This is a genomic window from Azospirillum sp. (assembly GCF_035627195.1).
Taxonomy (GTDB): Bacteria; Pseudomonadota; Alphaproteobacteria; order Azospirillales; family Azospirillaceae; genus Azospirillum.
This window is the reverse complement of record NZ_DASPMG010000241.1, coordinates 1-16,862: the sequence shown is the minus strand read 5'-3', so window position 1 is coordinate 16,862 and position 16,862 is coordinate 1. Positions and strand designations below refer to the sequence as shown.

The following is a 16,862-nucleotide window of genomic DNA, read 5'->3' as shown; positions in this document are numbered from 1 at the left end:
GTCGACGAAGGGGTCGGGGTGCGGCTGGCCGGGCACGTAGTCCTTGGGCGGCACCGTCAGGCCGCCGGTCCAGGCCGGGATGGTGCGCGGCCCGTTGGCGGCGCGGATGGCGCCCAGCGGCGTCAGCTCCCCCTCCAGCGGTGACGGTGATGGCAGGGGCGGGGGAGGGGACGGGGCCGGCGCCTCCGCGGCGGACGCGGCGGTGGCGAGTGCCGCGCCCAGCAACAGGCCGGCGAGGAGGGGGCGGAACCGCCGCATGCGCGTCACTCCTTTCAAGAACCGGACTCAGTACCCGGCGTGGTCGACGTAGTGCGGCTCCGGCCGGCGGTGCAGGTCTTCGTAATGCACCAGCACCGGCTTGCCCAGGGGCACCGGCTGGCCGTCGCGCCACGTCCACTCGCCGCGGTCGCAGTCGGCGGCGCGGACGTAGCCGTTGATGTACAGCCGCCGGTCGTGCGCCGAGCGGTTCGCGGCCGAACCGTGGATGGTGTAGGGGTTCCAGAACGCCACGTCGCCCGGTTCCAGCACGAGATCCACCAGCTTCGCCGGATCCAGGCCCAGGCGCTCCAGCGCCTCCTCCGCGATGCCGGTGCCCAGGATGTTGGCGCGTGGTGCCAGATCGAGTTCGCCCAGGAGATGGCTGCCGGGGTAGAGGCGCATGGCGCCGCTCTCCGCCGTGTGCGCGTCCACGGCGATGCCCGTCTGCACATAGGAGGTGGCGAGGTTGCGGAACGCCTCGCGCGGGCGGCGGAAGCGGCTGTCCTGGTGGAAGGCATAGTCGCCGCCTTTCGCCCCCGGCGGCTTCCAGTGCAACTGGTTGATGATCTGCTTGACGTCGCGGCCCAGCAGCGGCTCGACCAGATGGAACAGCCGCGCGTCCAGCCGCACGGCGTTCAGCACGGCATCGCCGTAGGACGGCCACTGCACCATGCGCACGGTGTGACCGATGCCCGGGTCCTCGGCGACGCGGACGTGGAAGTTGCCGTGCCGGAAGCTGCGCGGGTGGCGCAGCCCGTCGGCGTACTGGCGGTCGAAGGCGGCGGCGAGGTTCGCCACCTCGTCGGGCGAGAACACGGCGCGCGCGACGGCGTAGCCGTCACGGCGGCAGGCTTCGGCGATATCGGCGGCGATGGCGGCGGGATCGCAGGGCGGCAGGGCCATGATGGCGCGGGTCCGAGTGGGGACGGTTCCCGCCATTGTCGCCGAACCGGCGGTACGTTCAACCCCGCTGCCCGTGACAAGCGACATGGATAGCGAACGCTTCAGACGACGCGGTCGCCCACCGGCAGGTTCAGGCCCTGGTAGAGGCGCGACAGCGGCATCTCCAGCGCCACGGTGTCCAGGCGCAGCGTCTCGTCGCCGATCAGCACCTCCGGCCGCTCCGGCCACAGCCCGCCGGCGTCGCGGCGGTGCAGCTCCGCGCGCATGGACAGGCTGTCGAGGAACAGGATCTCCCGCACCGACGGCATGGCGGCGTAGACGTGCAGCTTGGCGCGCTGCTTCGCCTCCTCGGTCGGCGACAGGATCTCGACCAGCAGGATGGGCGCTTCCAGGTAAGGAATGCCTTCGTCGAAGGGCTCGCACGTCACCGCAAGGTCGGCGGCGCGATAGTTGTGCGTCGGGTCGAAGTGCGGGCGGATGCCGGCCTCCGTGACCGGCTGGCAGGCGGTGCCGTCAAGGGCGTTGCCGATGTGGCGGGCCAGCGCGCTCTGGATCGCACCGTGGGCGCGGCTCGGGTGCGCCTGGGCGACGACTTCCCCGTCCACCAGCTCGTACCGGGTGTCGTCGTCGAACGCCATCGCCAGGAAGTCGTCGATGGTCACCAGCGGGGTCTTGCGCAGGGCGAGCGTCATGGCGGCCTCCGCTCTCTATTGTAGGGATCCGCCACCTTCCGGCAAGCCCACGTCCGGCAAGCCCGCGTCCGGCAAGCCCACCGCCACCGCCTCCAGCGCCTCCTCCACGGCGGCGGCCAGCGCGTCCAGGCGGGGGCGGCCGGCGGTGCCGGCCTCCTCCTCCAGGGCGCGGGCGGCGGCGGCCAGGGGCAGGGCGCCGGCGGTGCGGGCGGAACCCTTGAGGCTGTGCGCGCCATCGCGCACCGCGGCACGGTCCCCGGCCGCCAGGGCGGCGCGCAGGTCGGCGATGATGCCGCGGCTGACGGCGACGAAGTCGTCCAGCATCTCGCGCATCAGGGCATCGTCCCCGGCGCACAGCCGGCTCAGCACCGCCACGTCCAGCGGTGTTTGTGTGGGCGGCGGTTCGGCCAGGGTCGGGGTGGCGGCCGCCGCCGGGACCGGCGGCAGGAAGCGGGCCAGCACGGCGGCGAGCTGGCCGAGGTCGAGCGGCTTCGACAGGCAGGCGTCCATGCCGGCGGCCTGGAAGCGCTCGGCCTCGCCGAAGACGGCGTTGGCGGTGACGGCGACGATGGGCAGGCGGGGGCCGCCCTGCGCCGCCTCCAGCGCCCGCACCCGCGCGGCGAGGTCGAAGCCGTCCATCTCCGGCATGTGGCAGTCGGTCAGCAGCAGCGCGTGCCGGCCGGTTCGCAGCGCCTGCAGCGCCTCGGCCCCGTCGGCGGTCAGCTCCGCCGCGTAGCCCAGCGCGTTCAGCTGCATGCGGATGACCTTGCGGTTGATGGGATTGTCCTCGGCCACCAGGATCAGGCGGCCTTGCGCCGCGGCATCGTCGAGGCTGGGGACCATGGCGGACGCCGGGGCCGGGGGCGGCGTGGGGCCCGCCTCCGGCTCCGGGCTTGCCCGTCCAGCGGCGACGGCCACGGCGCGGACCAGCGCGGCGCGGCGGAACGGCCATCTCACCACCGGAAGGCCCGGTGGCGCCGCTCCACCCAGCACGTCGGCCTCGGCCACCGCCACGTCGGCCTGCGGCGCGCGGGTGGCAAGCGTCGCGGCGTCGGGCGCGGGGAGGACGGCGGCATCCGCCGCCTCCAGTGTGCGGGTCAGGAAGCCGCGCTCCTGCGCGTCGGCCACGCCCAGCAGGACGGTGACGCCGCCCAGATCCGGTTCCGCCGGCAGCGGGCGGCCCAGGGCGTCCAGCGCCGGGGCGGCGCTGACCGGCAGCGGCAGCACCGCGCGGAAGGTGGAGCCGCGGCCCGGCGCGCTGTCCACGCCGATCGATCCGCCCATCAGCGTCGCCAGACGCCGGCAGATGGACAGGCCCAGCCCCGTGCCGCCGAAGCGCCGGGTGGTCGAGGTCTCGGCCTGGGTGAAGGGCTCGAACAGGCGCTCCAGCACGTCGGGCGCCATGCCGATGCCGGTGTCGCTGACGGTCAGCGCCACCACCGCCGTGCCGCCGTCCTGGTCCACCAGATCGGCGCGCAGCACGACGCGGCCCGATGGCGTGAACTTCACCGCGTTGCCGGCGAGGTTGAACAGGAGCTGACGCAGCCGCACCGGGTCGCCCAGCACCGCCGGCGGGATCGCCGGGTCGACGAAGGTGAGGAAGCCCAGCCCCTTGCGCCGGGCACCCGGCGCCAGCACCTCCGCCACCCCGTCGACCAGGGCGCCCAGCGACAGCGGTTCCTGCTCCAGGTCCATGCGGCCGGCCTCGATCTTCGAGAAGTCGAGGATGTCGTCGATGATGCGCAGCAGCGCCGTGGCCGACTCGCGGATGGTCGCCACCGTGTCCGCCTGGGCTCCGTCGAGGCGGGAGCGCTCCAGCAGCTCCAGCATGCCCAGCACGCCGTTCATGGGCGTGCGGATCTCATGGCTCATGGCGGCCAGGAAGGCGCTCTTGGCCGTGGTCGCCTGTTCCGCCTGATCGCGGGCGGCCTCCATGTCCCGCTCGATGCGCTTGCGCCGGGTGATGTCGGTGACCCAGGCCAGGTAGACCGGCTTGCCTTCCAGCACCGCCGGGTCACCCGACACAAGCGCCCAGAAGGTGGAGCCGTCGGCGCGGTGCACGCGCACCTCCACGTCGCGCAGCGGCTGATCGGCGCGGATGCGCTCGGCCGTGCGCTGCTCCTCCGCGACGTCGGTCAGCAGACCCTGCGCCGAACGTCCCACCAGCGCCTCGGGGGCCGTGCCCAGCAGCACGCCCAACTGCCGGTTGGCGAACACGATGCGGCCGCCGGGCGCCATGGCGCAGACGCCCACGGGGCTGGCCTCCAGGATGGCGCGCAGGTGCTCGCGGCTTTCCGACAGCTCGGCGTTGGCCTGGGCCAGCGCCTGCATCGTCTCGAACACCTCTTCGGCCGAGCGCGCCTCGACCGTGACGTCGGTGAAGGTGCGCACGAAGCCGCCCTGCGGCAGCGAGTTGGTGCGCACCTCGATGATGGCGCCGTCGGGCCGGCGGCGCTTGAAGGTGCCGGCCTGGACCGCGCCCTCGCGCCAGTCGCCGCCGGTCTCGTGGACGTGCAGGTCGGGATCGCCGGGATCGTCGACGAAGGCGCCGCGCCGGATCTGGGCGTACACGATCTCCGGGTACGTCGGGTGGCGGGCCAGGAGGTCCGCCGGCACGTCCAGCAGTTCGCGCGCGCGGCGGTTGAACAGCACCAGCCGCAGGTCGGCGTCGACCATGATGATGCCCTGGTCGACGTGGTCGAGCGTGATCTGGAGAAAGTCGCGCACGTCGGCCCCGCAATGGACGGCAACATTCCCTTAGGTTGTAACCCGCCGCTTACCCTGCGTCCATCGGTGCAGATCGTAATTTTGGCAACAAAATTGCAGGCTATGGAGCGCCTGACACTTGGTGCGTTGCAAAAGCGCGACAGAAACGCTGTGTGTGCTTATGAAATAGGCGGGTCGCACCGGACATGGGCATGTGACGTGCAATCGCGCACATCGGTGCGCGCCTGGGGGGAACCATGGGGCTGAAACTGAACATCGGTGCGAAGCTGTCGTTGCCTTTTGTCCTATTCCTGGTTCCGATCGCCTTCCTGCTCTACAGCCTGATTGCCGAGAAGAACATTGCCATCGACTTCGCGCGCAAGGAGGTGGCGGGCAGCCTCTACATCGCCCCGCTGCGCGAGGCGCAGTTCGCGCTGCACCGCTACCGCAGCGGCCCCGGCGACACGGGCGCCAAGGCGGCGCTGGAGGCGGCCGTCGGCAAGGTGGCGGCGGCCCAGGCCGAGCTGGGCGATGGCATGGACAGCGCCGGACTGGCGGACGCCTTCCTGCGCCCGGCGCGCGCCGCCCTGCGGGCCGGCGACCCGGCCGCAGCAAACGCGGCGTCGCTGGAGGCGGTGACGGCCCTGCGCGCCCTGCTGGCCCGCATCGGCGACCAGTCGAACCTGATCCTCGACCCCGACCTCGACAGCTACTACGCCATGGACTTGGTTGTCGTGAAGCTGACGGACGTGGTCGACCGCATCGCCGCGCTGGCCGACCTCGCCGTCGGGATCGCCGGCAAGGGCGGGCTGGACGTCGACGGGCGCACCGAGTTCCTGATCCAGAAGGGCGGTTTCGAATCGGCGGTCGAAGGCATCGCCGCCTCCGTCGCCTCCGGCTACCGCGGCAACGCCGACGGCACGCTGAAGGCCAACATGGACCGCGACGTGCGCGCGGCCGACGCGGCGCTGAAGGCCTTCGGCAGCGGCCTCGTCGCCGCGGTGATCGAGAAGGAGGGACGCGGCGTCGACCCGGCGGCGCTGCGCCGGCTGGAGGCGGCGGCGCTCGACTCCGTCCGCACCCTGTGGGGCACGTCGGCGCGCGAGTTGGAGCGGCTTCTGGACGTCCGCATCGGCGGCTTCCTGGGCAAGCTGTGGACCATGCTGGCGGTCACCGCCGTGCTGTTCGTCGTCATCTTCGGCGCGGGCGGCCTGATGGTGGTGACCATGGTGACGCGCCCGGTGGCGAGCATGACCGCCGTCATGCGCCGCCTTGCCGACGGCGATTTGTCGGTGGAGGTGCCCCACGCCAGCCGCGGCGACGAGATCGGCGCCATGGCCGCCGCCATCGCCGTCTTCAAGACGCACGCGCTTGAGGTGCAGCGCCTGACGGCGGAGAGCGAGGCGCTGAAGGCGCGCGCGGAGGAGGAGAAGCGCGCCCACATGCTGGCGCTGGCCGACGGGTTCGAAAGCAAGGTGACCGCCGCCACGACCTCCATCCGCAGCAACGCCGAGCAGATCGTCACCACCGCCGCCCGCATGGGCAACCGGGTGGGGCAGAGCGGCAGCAACTCGCTCGACGCCACCGAGGCGTCGCAGCGCACCGCCGCCAACGTGCAGCATTTGAACGAGGCGACGCGGCGCCTGTCGGATTCGGTGGCGGAGGTCAGCCGGCAGGTTGCCCATTCCTCCGCCATCGCGCACCGCGCGGCGGAGCAGGCCGGCGCCACCAACAACCGCGTGATCGGGCTGGCCCAGGCGGCGGAGACCATCGGCGCCGTGGTGCAGCTGATCACCACCATCGCCGAGCAGACCAACCTGCTGGCGCTCAACGCCACCATCGAGGCGGCGCGGGCCGGCGAGGCCGGGCGCGGCTTCGCCGTGGTGGCGACGGAGGTGAAGAACCTCGCCGGCCAGACCGCCAAGGCGACCGAGGAGATCGCCGCCCAGGTGGCCGGCATCCAGGGTGCCACCGGCGACATGGTGGACGCCATCTCCAGCATCACCCGCATCATCGAGGAGATTTCCACGGTGGCGCAGACGGTGTCCGGCGCCATCGACCAGCAGGGGGCGGCGACGCGCGAGATCACCGAGGTGGTCGAGCAGGTGTCGCAGGATGCCGGCGTCTTCAACCAGCGCTTCAGCGAGGTGGCGCGCTCGTCCGCGTCCTCCTACGGCTCGGCGATCCGGGTGATCTGGGCGGCCAAGGACCTGACCCAGCCGACCCAGACCCTGAACCAGGAGTTGGGCGCCCTGCTCGGCGCGCTCCGCGCGGGGTGAGGCGGCGCCTTCACGCTGAATCGAGCGTCGGCGAAAACCCGACGGCCGGCCAAGTCCTTGCCGGTCGCAGGGGCTTTCCCATAGGATTTCCCCTGGGGGATCCGCACACATTCCGCACCTTGGGGGACCGATGGAGTTCAAGACATACCGCACGTCCGACGCCGTCGAGGCGCGCCTGACGGGACGGATGGAGTTCACCGACCACGACGGCCTGCGCGAGATCGTGGCGCTGATCGAAGGCATCCGCGGGCAGCGCTTCGTCCTTGACCTGTCGGGGCTGGAATTCATCGACTCCGCCGGGCTCGGCATGCTCCTCATCCTGCAGGAGGAGGCGGAGTCGCGGAACATCCCGATGACCGTGCGCGGGGCGCGGGGCGACGTGCGGCGCTCCATCGACCTAGCACGGCTGGGCGACATCCTCGCCCTCGCCGACTGACGTGGCGCCGGCGGACGCAGCGGCGGATCCGGCCGGTACCCGGCGCTTCGTGGTGCCGCACGCGCGCGTGCCGGCGGACATGGCGGCGCGCACCCTCCGGCGCTTCGGCGGCGTGATGCAGAGGGATGCCGAGGCGCTGCTGCTGGACGGCCCGCCCGATCGCGGGCGGCTGGCGGCCCTGCTGGCGGATGGCTGGCCGCTGCTGGTGGAACTGGACGAGGATGGCGGCGCCGACGGCGACTGGCCGGCGGTGCCGGCGCCCGAACCGGGCTTCCTGCTGTCGCTGACCACCGCCACCGCGTTCGCCGTGCAGAGCCCGGTGGCCGTGTGCGACGCGCTGGAGCGGCGCGGCGCGCTGCCGGAACGGCGCCGCTCGGCGGTCGAGCTGTGCCTGCACGAAGCGGTGGCCAACGCGCTGGTGCACGGCAACATCGGCGTGCCCGCCGACACCCGCGACCAGCCCGACGGCTTCCGCCTGTTCGGCGAGCAGGTGACGGCGGCGTTGCGCGACCCGGCGGTGCGGCGGCGTCGCGTCGACATCTGGGCGCGCTGGGGGGCGGGCGCGCTCGACCTCGCCGTGGTGGACGAGGGCGGCGGCTTCGATCCGGATCGGCTGGCGCGTCCCGCCGATGGCTTCGCCCGCTCCGGCCGCGGCTTCGTGTTCATGCGGGCACTGGCCGGCGCCGTGGCGGTGCGCGACGGCGGGCGCTGCACGCGGCTGCACTTCGACCTGCGGGGGCCGGCGCCGTGACCATATCCCTGGCCGACAGCCGCGTCCTCATCGTCGACGACAACGCGTTCAACCGGAAGTCCCTGGCCGTGGTGGTGCGCCGCGCCGGCATCACGGAGATCGCCTTCGCCGCCGACGGGGTGGAGGGGCTGGCGATGGTGGAAAGCTTCAAGCCCGACCTCGTGCTGCTCGACGTCGCCATGCCGAACCTGGACGGGCTGGAGATGTGCCGGCGCCTGCGCGCCGACCCGGCGCACGCCGAACTGCCCATCCTGTTCCAGACCGCGCTGGACCGCGACGAGGAGCAGGTGCGCTGCTTCGAGGCCGGCGGCAGCGACTTCATCTCCAAGCCGATCAAGCCGGGCGAGTGCATGGCCCGCGTCCGCCACCAGCTGGAGCGGCGCAAGCTGTTCGCCGAATTGTCGTCCTTCCGCGCGCGGGTCGAGCGCGAACTGAATCACGCCCGCGCCATGCAGCTCTCCCTGCTGCCGGAGCCGGCGCGCGTCACCGCCATCGGCGCGCGCCACGGCCTGCGCATCGACAGCCACTTCGAGACGTCGTCGGAACTGGGCGGCGATCTGTGGGACGTGGTGGAGATCGACGAACGGCGGGTCGGCTTCCTGATCGTCGACTTCGCCGGGCACGGCATCACGGCGGCCATCAACACCTTCCGCCTTCACACCCTGGCCGAACGCGTGCCCGCCCCGCGAACCGATCCGGCGGCATGGCTGACGCAGTTGGGGCTGGCGCTGAAGGAGGTGCTGCCGGTCGGGCAGTTCGCCACGGCCTTCTACGGCGTTCTAGACACGGTGGAGGACACGTTGACTTTCGCCGCCGCCGGGGCGCCGCACCCGATCCTGGGCGCGGCGGAGGGCGAGGCGGAGGGGGAGCCGGAACTCCTGGACTCCTCGGGCCTGCTGCTGGGCGTGTCGCGCAAGGCGCGCTACGAGAACCGCACGGCGCACTGGCCCCGCGGCGGCTTCCTGTTCCTCTACAGCGACGCGCTGGTCGAAAGCCGCGACGCGGCTGGCCGATCAATCGGCCAGCTGGGCTTGGCCGAGCTGGTTCGGCAGGGCCGGCGGGATGATCCGGCCCATCCGCTGCGCGTCGTGCTGGGCCGCTTCTTCGCGGACATGCCCCGCCCCCTTCGCGACGACCTCACCGCCGTGTGGATCGCGCGGCTGTGAGGCCGGCGGTTCCGACACCACGATGTCGGAGGCGGCCACCAGGGCCGCGGCGTTCGCGGCGGCGCGGCGGCGGCGCCACTTCAGGCTCTTACGGGCGACGAAGATCAGCACGGCGGTCACCACCGCGCCCAGCAGCAGCTTCGGCGCGACCTCACCCACCGAGGCGGCGACCTCGCCGAACAGGTAGCCGGCGCCGGCGAAGCTCCACGCCCAGATACCGGCCGCCCAGAAGTTCCAGAACAGGAACTTGCGCCAGCGCATGCCGGTGGTGCCGATCGCCACCGAGGCGATGTTGCGCACGCCGTAGAGATAGCGGAAGGTCAGGATGAAGCCGACGCCGTACTTTTCCAGCCAGGCGATGGCCTTGGCCGCCGGAACCTCGGCCGCCGGGAACTTGGCGATGGCCTTGGCGCCCCACTTGCGGCCGATCCAGAAATACACCTGGTCGCCGAGGAAGCTGCCGATCCAGACGGTGCCGACCAGATAGTAAAGGTTGAAGATGCCCATGTGGGCACCCCAGCCGCCGAAGATGACGAACGTTTCGCCCTCGAAGAAGGCCCACAGGAAGGCGATGGGGTAGAACCAGCTACCCCAGTCCTGGAGCCAGTGAATCACTTCCAACGGGAGCCTCCGGCGGTTCTCGGCCGCGCCGCACACCCCGAAACGGGGCGGACGCGAACCTGGGCATCATTACATAGGAGGCCCCGGCTTGTCGCGCACCGTTTCCGGAGTCGAATATTCATCACCCGAAAGGCACGGCATTGCCACGGGCGGATGAGGCGCCCCAACCGCGTTTCAGTCGCCGTCCCCGGCGAACTCACCCACCACCAGCCGCGCGGCGCGCAGCAGCGACGGATTGGGTTCGCGCGGTCCGGCGTCCTCCTCGTCGTCCCAGGCCGGCGGCTCCACGCGGCGCTTCAGTTCCCGCGCGGCCTCCACCAGCAGGTGGCTGAGCCGCAGGTCGGGCAACGCCCGCACCAGCGCCGAAATCTCCGCGTTGCTGAGCGCCGCGGGGTCGAACACGGCCGGCTCGGGCGGGCGCGGCGGCGGGGGCGGGGCGGCGAAGATCGCGGGCGGCGGGGCGGGCACCGGTTCCTGCACCACGTCGCGGGCGACGGTGGCGGCGACCGTGCCGGCCCCCACGCCCGCGGTGCGGGCGCGCCGCGGCCTGCGGCGGGCGGAGCGTCCTTCCGTCTCCGGCAGGCTGTCGAACAGCAGGGGCTGGGCCGTGGTGACGGCCTCCATCGCTGTGTCCATGCCGTAGCCGTCCGGGCTCATGTCGTGCGCCGTCACATCGTCCGTGGTCATTGCGTCCGTGGTCATTGCTGCACCGGCGGGCTGCGTTTGATGTTCACGGTTCATTCTACAAACGCGAGCCCGTTTGTCGAGCGTCAATCGACCGGCGCCATGTCCTTCAGGAAGGCGATGGGGCGCAGGATGCGCGTCGGGCCGATGGTGCGCAGGGCGAGAAGCGCCTTGTCCTCGGTCAGCAGAACGTCGGCGCCGCCAGCCACGGCGACGGCAAGAAACTTGTCGTCGTCCGGGTCCTTGCAGGTGCGGGGCAGGGGGGCGGGAACGACGCGTTCGGCCTCCGCCTCCACCGCCGACAGGAAGGCCTCGCGCTCGGCGCGCGGCTTGTGCGCGTCGAAATCGGGGCGCAGCAGCACGGTGCGCAACTCCGCCAGCGTCTCGTCGGAGGCGAGCAGCACGCCCCGTGCCCGCACCGCCTCCACGCAGTCGCGCGACGGCCGCAGCCGTTTCGGCAAGGCGGCGGGCGGCAGGGTGGCGGGCAGCAGGGCGTAGGCGACCAGCACGTTGGTGTCGAGGACGGCGCGGAGCGGCGGGGTGGGCATGGGGCGGGCCATTGCTTGGCAGGCGGCGCGTGGTGCGCTAGAACCGGGGGTGGACATTACCGGAAATGGGCTTGGGCATGACAACCGTTCTCGTCGTCGACGACAGCCGGCTCGCGCGCGACATGGTGAGCCACGTCATCGCCTCCCTGCACCCGGACTGGACCATCGTCGTCGCGGCCGGCGGCGAGGAGGCCTTGCAGAAGGTGGGCACCAGCGCGCCGGCCGCCGCCGTCGTCGACTACAACATGCCGGGCATGGACGGGCTGACGCTCGCCGCCGGCCTCATCGAACGTTTTCCCGGCCTGCCCATCGGCATCCTCACCGCCAACGTGCAGGAGGCGCTGAAGAAGAAGGCCGAGGCGCTGGGCTGCCGCTTCATCGCCAAGCCCATCACCTCCGACAAGATCCGCGCGTTCTTGTCGGAAGCCGGCCTCTCGGAGCCCAAGCCATGAGCGCCGCCCTGTTCCCGCTCGACGAGGCCGAGGCGGACGCCATCGCCGAGCTGTTCAACATCGGCATGGGCCAGCCGGCCGCCGCGCTGAGCGACATGCTGGGCGAGGAGGTGCACCTGTCGGTGCCGGCGCTGTCCGTGTCCTCGCGCGCCCGCATCGCGGGCGAGGTGGGGCCGGAGACGGAGGGAACCGTCTGCGCCGTGCGCGAGGCCTTCAGCGGCCCCTTCGCCGGCGAGGCGATGCTGATCTTCCCGGAGCGCGGCGGGCTGGCGCTGGTGCGCCGCCTGATCCCCGGCGAGGGCGACACCCCCGGCGCCGACGAGCAGGACGCGCTGACCGAGATCGGCAACATCATCCTGAACGGCTGCCTCGCCAGCTTCGCCAACCTGATCGAGGGCGAGATCGAGGGCGGCGTGCCCGATTACCGCGCCGGCCCGGCCGGCCAGCTGATCGGTGCGGCGGACGACCCGGTGCTGTTCGTGCGGATCGACGTGGCGCTGGCGGCGGGCGACGCGCGCGGGCACGCGCTGTTCCTGCTCGACATCGCCTCGCTGGACGCCTTCCGGCTGGCGATCCGCCGGATGATGGAAGGGATGGGGTAAGCGGACCCTATCCCCGCTTGCGCAGCACCGCGACGTCCTGGAAGTGGCCGTAGGCGGTCGGCTCGATGGCGACCACCTCGAACCGGCGTCCGGCCAGCGCCCGCAGATGTTCGGGCGTGTGGAACACGGCACGGTAGTAGTCCGGCGCCTCGTCCAGGCGGACGTTGGCGTCGCGGCTGCTGTCGTCGGCGCCGGCCGACGCCACCCGCTCCAGGCTGTCCACACCCAGCGCGTGAGCGGAGCAGAGCAGCGCGTAGGCGCCCTGGAAGGTCAGGTAGGCGATGCCGCCGGGGGCCAGCACGCGGTCCAGTTCGGCGAACCACGTCTCGGCGACGTCCAGCGGGATGTGGGTGATGACGGAATGGCCCAGCACAAGATCGAACGCCCCGTCGGCGAAGGGCAGCGGCGGGTGTGGCCCGTTGCTGTGGACTTCGCAGCCGGCAAGGTGCGTCTGGCACCAGGAGACGTTCAGCGGGTCCATGTCGCTGCCGGCGATGCGCTGCCCCGGTGCCCGTTCCGCCGCCAGCCAGCGCAGCACCCGCCCGCAGCCGCATCCCCAGTCGAGGATGGCGCGGAAATCCTGTGGCCGGCGCCCGTCGGTGCCGGCGATCACCGCCCACATGGTGTGCAGCGTGGAATAGCCGCCGATCTCGAACTGCGCGGCACTGACGGACTGTCCGAGGACCCGCGCCTGCTCGTCATGGCCGGGGACCGGCGGGCTGCCGGCCCGCCGGTCCCCGGCCATGACGAGCAGGCGCGGCACCACCACGCGCTGCCAGGGGTGCAGCGGCGTTCCCCCCCGCTCCCAGCCCAGCGTGACGGAGAAGCCCCCGTCCGGCCAGCTGTCGGCCGGGGGCAGCGCCATCTCGGCGGTGAACGTGACGCGCCGGTGGTCGGGCAGGAACCACAGCACGTCGTCGGCCCCGCCGCCGTCCTGAAGCCGCACCGGCGCCACCGTGCCGCCATCGGCGCGCAGCATGGGCACGTCGTCGGTCGCGCGCGGCCACGCGGCAAGGCCGGACAGGCGCAGCACGCCGTCGCCGACCTCCACGTGCGCCGGGCTCCAGCCGGCGTGCCCGGCCATCTCCGCCGCGAACAGCGCGCGGATGCGCCCGGCGCCGCAGCGCACCCGCGCCACGCCGTTGGTCAGCGGCTCGTCGGTGCCGGCGAAGCAGACGCGGACCTCGACCTCCCGCCCCTCGAAGCGCGGCGCCATCAGCGCCTTGGAGAAGAAGCCGGCATCGGCCGGCACGTCGAGCCCGAAGGACTCGCGGAAATGCGCCTGCACGTCGGCGCGCGGGACGTGCGCGGCGACGCGCGCCACCCGCTCCCCGTCGATGATGATGTCGACGGCGGCGCGCCCGTCGGGGGCGGCGGGGTCGACGACCCAGCCGGACATGCCCAGCCCGGACGACATGTTGTCGACGACGCCCGCCCGCATCACGGAAAGCCCCACGTCATGCGCACCGCGTCACCAGCAGCGCGGTGAGGTCGTCGTCGATGGGGCCGGTGGCGTTCAGGTCGGCGATCACCGCGTCCAGGAAGCCGCGGCCGTCGGGCATGCCCATGTGGCGGCCGACCAGGACCGCCAGCCCGCCCTCGTCCAGCACGTCCTCGCCCACGGGGATCTCGATGGCGGCGTCGGAGTAGAGGAACAACCGCCCGCCCGGCGGCAGCGGCAGGGAACGCGCCTCATAGCTGGCGCTGGCCAGCAGGCCGAGCGGCAGGCCCGCGCTGTCGCCCAGCGTCGGGGCCGGGTCCCCGGGTGCCCACACCATCGGCTTGGTGGAGCCGGCCGAGGCGTAGAGGAAGCGTCCCGCCGCCGGGTCGATGACGCCGGCCAGCATGGTGGCGAACTGGCCGCTGGGCAGCAGCGCGCACAGCCGCGTGTTGAGCGCCGCCAGGAAGGCGCCGGGGTCGAAGCCGGCGAAGTCCATCTGCTGAACGATGGCGTGCAGACGGAAGGTGTTGAGCGCCGCCCCCACGCCATGGCCGGAGAAGTCCACCATGTAGACCACCGCGCGGCCCTGCTCGTCGCGCCGCAGGTCCCAGAAGTCGCCGCCCAGTTCGGAGGAGGGGGCGAAGTGGGCGCTGATCGCCAGCTGCGCGTCCGCCTCGATGCCGGCCAGCCGCGCGGCGCCGGGCATCAGCCGTTCCTGCATGGCGCGGGCGAGGTCCAGCTCGGCTTCCGTGCGGCGGCGGAACAGGCGCAGGTCGTGCACCAGCGCGCGGTTCTGCAGGTGGATGCGCACGCGCGACAGCAGCTCGATGGCGTTGATCGGCTTGGTGACGTAGTCGGTGGCCCCGGCGGCGAAGGCGCGCGCCCGGTCCTCCGCCCGGCTCAGGCTCGACTGCACCAGCACCGGCAGGTCGCTCCAGCGCGCTTCGGCGCGCAGCTGCCGGCACATGTCGAAGCCGTCCAGGTTCGGCATCATCAGGTCCAGCAGGATCAGGTCGGGCTGGAAGGTCTCCATGCGGGCCAGCGCGTCGCGCCCGTCCTCCGCCAGTTCCACGTGGCGGATGCCGCCGCGCTCCAGCAGCGCCATCAGCAGGTGGCGGTTCACCCGGTTGTCGTCCACGATCATGACGCGGGCGTGCTCGATGCCGGTTTCGTTCCAGCTCATGCCCCGCGCTCCAGACAGGCCCGCTCCAGCCAGACCAGGGTGTGGTCGTCGTGCGGCGTGTCGCCCAGCGCGGCGGCCAGGGCCTGCGTCACCGCTTCGAACCGGTCGCCGCCGGCGCCCCCGCCCGCCTGGGCCAGCGCCCCGGCGATGACGGCGTCCAGCCCGGCCGTGCCGGCCTCCAGCGCATCCAGCACGGCGTTGGAGTGCAGCATCAGCGCCGCCCCCTCCGGCAGCGGCAGCGCGCGCGCCTCGTACCGCGTGCCGGCGGCCACGCCCACCGGCAGCCCGGCGGCGTCGCCGAAGCGCACGTTGCCGTCGGGCAGCAGCAGAACCGGGCTGGTCGCCGCGGCCGCCGCGTAGGTGAAGGTGCCCGCGCCACCATCCACCACGCCGTACAGCAGCGTGGCGTGCTCTCCCACCTCCAGGAGGCGTGCGGCGCGGTCGTTCAGCTCCGACAAGAAGGCGGCCGGATCGTCGCCCAGCGCCGCCAATTCGTGAATCAGCGTGTGCATGCGGAACGCGTTCAGCGCCGCCGACACGCCGCGCCCGGCCATATCCAGCAGGTAGACCCCGAAGCGCCCGCCGTCGAGTCGCACCAGCCCCCAGATGTCGCCGCCCATGTCGGTGGACAGCACGGTGTGCGAGCGCAGCTCGACGCCCGACGTGTCGCGCAGCGCCGCGCAGGTGGCCGGGGTGGGCAGCAGGTGTTCGTACATCGACCGGGCGATCGCCAACTCGCCCTCGACCCGCGCCCGGTAGAGCTGCAGGTCGCGGATCAGCATGCGGTTTTCCAGGTGGATGCGCACGCGGGCCAGCAGCTCGGTGCGGTCGAGCGGCTTGGAGATCAGGTCGGTGGTGCCGGCGTCGAAGGCGCGGTTGCGGTCGTCGCTGCTGGACAGCGCCGTCTGCACCAGCACCGGCAGGTCGGCGTAGGCGTGGTCGGCGCGCAGCTTCCGGCACACCTCGAACCCGTCCATGCCCGGCATCATGATGTCGAGGATGACGAGGTCGGGGGCCGCCGCCTCGATCTGCGCCAGCGCGTCGAAGCCGTCCTTGGCGAAGGCGACGTTGTGAAACCCCGCCTCGTTCAGCAGGGCGCCGATCAGGGTGCGGTTGAAGTCGGTGTCGTCCACCACCAGGATGTGGCAGTCGCCGATGTGCGGCGCGCTGCCGTCCGGAGGCACGGGGTCCGGCGCGCCGCTCACAGGGCGAACCTCATGCGGATGCGGCGCCCGTCGTCCAGCAGCTCGACCTGCTCGGCGATGGCGGAGATGAGATCCAGCCCGCGCCCGCTGGGGGCGGGGCCGGCGCCGCCGGCCGACGCGGTCTGGGCGAAGCCGTTGCCCTCGTCCGACACCTCGATGACGGCGGCGTCAGGCTCCAGCCGGGCGCTCACTTCGATCAGGCGGCCGGCGAAGGTGGGGTCGGCGATGCGCGCCGCCAGCTCGTGCGAGAAGCGGTCCAGCGCCGCCACGCTCAGCCCCTTCATGCCGTCGACCTGCAGGTTGCCGTGCACGACGGCGTTCGAGATGGCTTCGTGCAGCGCCAGCTCCATGTCGTCGCGCTGCGCGTCGCCGAGCGGGCGGCGGCTCGCCAGGGCGGCGACGATGCGGCTGGCCAGGTACAGGTGGTTGGCGGTGGCGGTGGTGATGCTGGCGTACAGATCCGCCCCGGCGGCGCGGGCGATGGAGTCCGCCAGCGCGGCGTCGGAGCGGGTGCCGGCCTCGATCCACGCGGCAAAGGGCCGCACCCAGTGGGTGGGCTGTTCGGCCGCCTCGCGGTCGCCGAACAGCAGCACGACGCGCGACGCATCGCCGTCCCCCGGCGCCGCCGACGGCAGCCAGCGCGGCATGCCCAGCGTCGCCGCCAGCCGCTGCAGGCGGTCTTGCGGGATGCCCAGGCCATGCAAGGCGGCGGAGCGCGGCACGGGAGGCGGCCCTATTCCTCGATGACGACGATTTTGTTCAGCTGGGCCACGGTCAGCACGCGCTTGACCTGACCTTGCGCGGCGCGCAGCACCAGCTGCTTGTCGACGTTCGCCATTTCCTCGCGCGCGATCAGCAGCATGCCGATGCCGGCCGAGTCGACGAACTCCAGCGCGCTGAGGTCGAGGATCTGGCGCTTGGCCTTGTTCTGCAAC

At 72.4% G+C, this 16,862-nt stretch carries 16 protein-coding genes and 2 pseudogenes; 6 read left to right on the top strand and 12 right to left on the bottom strand.

Annotation, left to right across the window (positions count from 1 at the left end; translation table 11 throughout):
- The 4 genes and pseudogenes from VED21_RS21845 to VED21_RS21830 form a co-directional block, all read right to left on the bottom strand.
- Window positions 1-258: pseudogene (locus VED21_RS21845) on the bottom strand (hypothetical protein); the annotation flags it as partial.
- 27 nt (window positions 259-285) lie between these two features.
- Window positions 286-1,161: a phytanoyl-CoA dioxygenase family protein gene (locus VED21_RS21840; protein WP_324885979.1), complete on the bottom strand. Its 876-nt coding sequence runs from the start codon at window positions 1,159-1,161 to the stop codon at window positions 286-288.
- Between the two features lie 101 nt (window positions 1,162-1,262).
- On the bottom strand, window positions 1,263-1,853 hold the full coding sequence (locus VED21_RS21835) for a Uma2 family endonuclease (protein ID WP_324885977.1): 591 nt from the start codon (window positions 1,851-1,853) through the stop codon (window positions 1,263-1,265).
- Between the two features lie 15 nt (window positions 1,854-1,868).
- Window positions 1,869-4,580 carry an ATP-binding protein gene (locus VED21_RS21830; protein WP_324885975.1) on the bottom strand — a complete coding sequence of 904 codons (2,712 nt, stop codon included), beginning with the start codon at window positions 4,578-4,580 and terminating at the stop codon, window positions 1,869-1,871.
- A gap of 236 nt (window positions 4,581-4,816) precedes the next feature.
- On the opposite strand from VED21_RS21830, the gene VED21_RS21825 reads away from it, so the two are divergent.
- The 4 genes from VED21_RS21825 to VED21_RS21810 all read left to right on the top strand — a co-directional run bounded on the left by VED21_RS21825 (window position 4,817) and on the right by VED21_RS21810 (window position 9,191).
- A complete protein-coding gene (locus VED21_RS21825; RefSeq protein ID WP_324885973.1) occupies window positions 4,817-6,838 on the top strand; it encodes a methyl-accepting chemotaxis protein in 2,022 nt (673 codons plus the stop codon).
- Between the two features lie 130 nt (window positions 6,839-6,968).
- The gene (locus VED21_RS21820; RefSeq protein WP_324885971.1) at window positions 6,969-7,274 is read left to right on the top strand and encodes an STAS domain-containing protein; all 306 of its coding nucleotides are present in this window, start codon (window positions 6,969-6,971) and stop codon (window positions 7,272-7,274) included.
- Between the two features lies 1 nt (window position 7,275).
- Window positions 7,276-8,025 (top strand): ATP-binding protein, encoded by a 750-nt coding sequence (locus VED21_RS21815; RefSeq protein ID WP_324885969.1) that lies wholly within the window; start codon window positions 7,276-7,278, stop codon window positions 8,023-8,025.
- Entirely contained in the window at window positions 8,022-9,191 is a 1,170-nt protein-coding gene (locus tag VED21_RS21810; RefSeq protein ID WP_324885967.1) for a fused response regulator/phosphatase, read from the top strand. The genes VED21_RS21815 and VED21_RS21810 overlap by 4 nt, the downstream gene beginning before the upstream one ends.
- A gap of 195 nt (window positions 9,192-9,386) precedes the next feature.
- On the opposite strand, the pseudogene VED21_RS21805 reads toward VED21_RS21810, so the two are convergent.
- From VED21_RS21805 to VED21_RS21795, 3 genes and pseudogenes are all read right to left on the bottom strand, one after another.
- Window positions 9,387-9,698 (bottom strand): annotated as a pseudogene (locus tag VED21_RS21805) (DedA family protein); the annotation flags it as partial.
- Between the two features lie 288 nt (window positions 9,699-9,986).
- Window positions 9,987-10,499, bottom strand: a complete 513-nt coding sequence (locus VED21_RS21800) for a hypothetical protein (RefSeq protein WP_324885965.1) — start codon at window positions 10,497-10,499, stop codon at window positions 9,987-9,989.
- An 83-nt stretch (window positions 10,500-10,582) separates the two neighbouring features.
- Window positions 10,583-11,044, bottom strand: coding sequence for a putative toxin-antitoxin system toxin component, PIN family (locus tag VED21_RS21795; RefSeq protein ID WP_324885963.1), 462 nt, complete (start codon window positions 11,042-11,044; stop codon window positions 10,583-10,585).
- 77 nt (window positions 11,045-11,121) lie between these two features.
- Here VED21_RS21795 and VED21_RS21790 point away from each other — a divergent pair, with 77 nt between their 5' ends.
- Both VED21_RS21790 and VED21_RS21785 read left to right on the top strand, forming a co-directional pair.
- Window positions 11,122-11,496: a response regulator gene (locus VED21_RS21790; RefSeq protein WP_324885961.1), complete on the top strand. Its 375-nt coding sequence runs from the start codon at window positions 11,122-11,124 to the stop codon at window positions 11,494-11,496.
- Entirely contained in the window at window positions 11,493-12,098 is a 606-nt protein-coding gene (locus tag VED21_RS21785; protein ID WP_324885959.1) for a chemotaxis protein CheC, read from the top strand. The genes VED21_RS21790 and VED21_RS21785 overlap by 4 nt, the downstream gene beginning before the upstream one ends.
- Before the next feature lie 7 nt (window positions 12,099-12,105).
- On the opposite strand, the gene VED21_RS21780 is transcribed toward VED21_RS21785, so the two are convergent.
- The 5 genes from VED21_RS21780 to VED21_RS21760 all read right to left on the bottom strand — a co-directional run.
- Window positions 12,106-13,554, bottom strand: coding sequence for a class I SAM-dependent methyltransferase (locus tag VED21_RS21780; protein WP_324885957.1), 1,449 nt, complete (start codon window positions 13,552-13,554; stop codon window positions 12,106-12,108).
- 1 nt (window position 13,555) lies between these two features.
- A complete protein-coding gene (locus VED21_RS21775) occupies window positions 13,556-14,722 on the bottom strand; it encodes a PP2C family protein-serine/threonine phosphatase (protein ID WP_324885955.1) in 1,167 nt (388 codons plus the stop codon).
- Window positions 14,719-15,927 carry a fused response regulator/phosphatase gene (locus VED21_RS21770; protein ID WP_324885953.1) on the bottom strand — a complete coding sequence of 403 codons (1,209 nt, stop codon included), beginning with the start codon at window positions 15,925-15,927 and terminating at the stop codon, window positions 14,719-14,721. The genes VED21_RS21775 and VED21_RS21770 overlap by 4 nt, the downstream gene beginning before the upstream one ends.
- Window positions 15,924-16,649, bottom strand: a complete 726-nt coding sequence (locus VED21_RS21765; protein ID WP_324885951.1) for an ATP-binding protein — start codon at window positions 16,647-16,649, stop codon at window positions 15,924-15,926. Before VED21_RS21765 ends, VED21_RS21770 begins: the two co-directional genes overlap by 4 nt.
- Before the next feature lie 11 nt (window positions 16,650-16,660).
- A partial coding sequence (locus VED21_RS21760) for an STAS domain-containing protein (protein WP_324885949.1) occupies window positions 16,661-16,862 on the bottom strand: 202 nt, incomplete at its 5' end.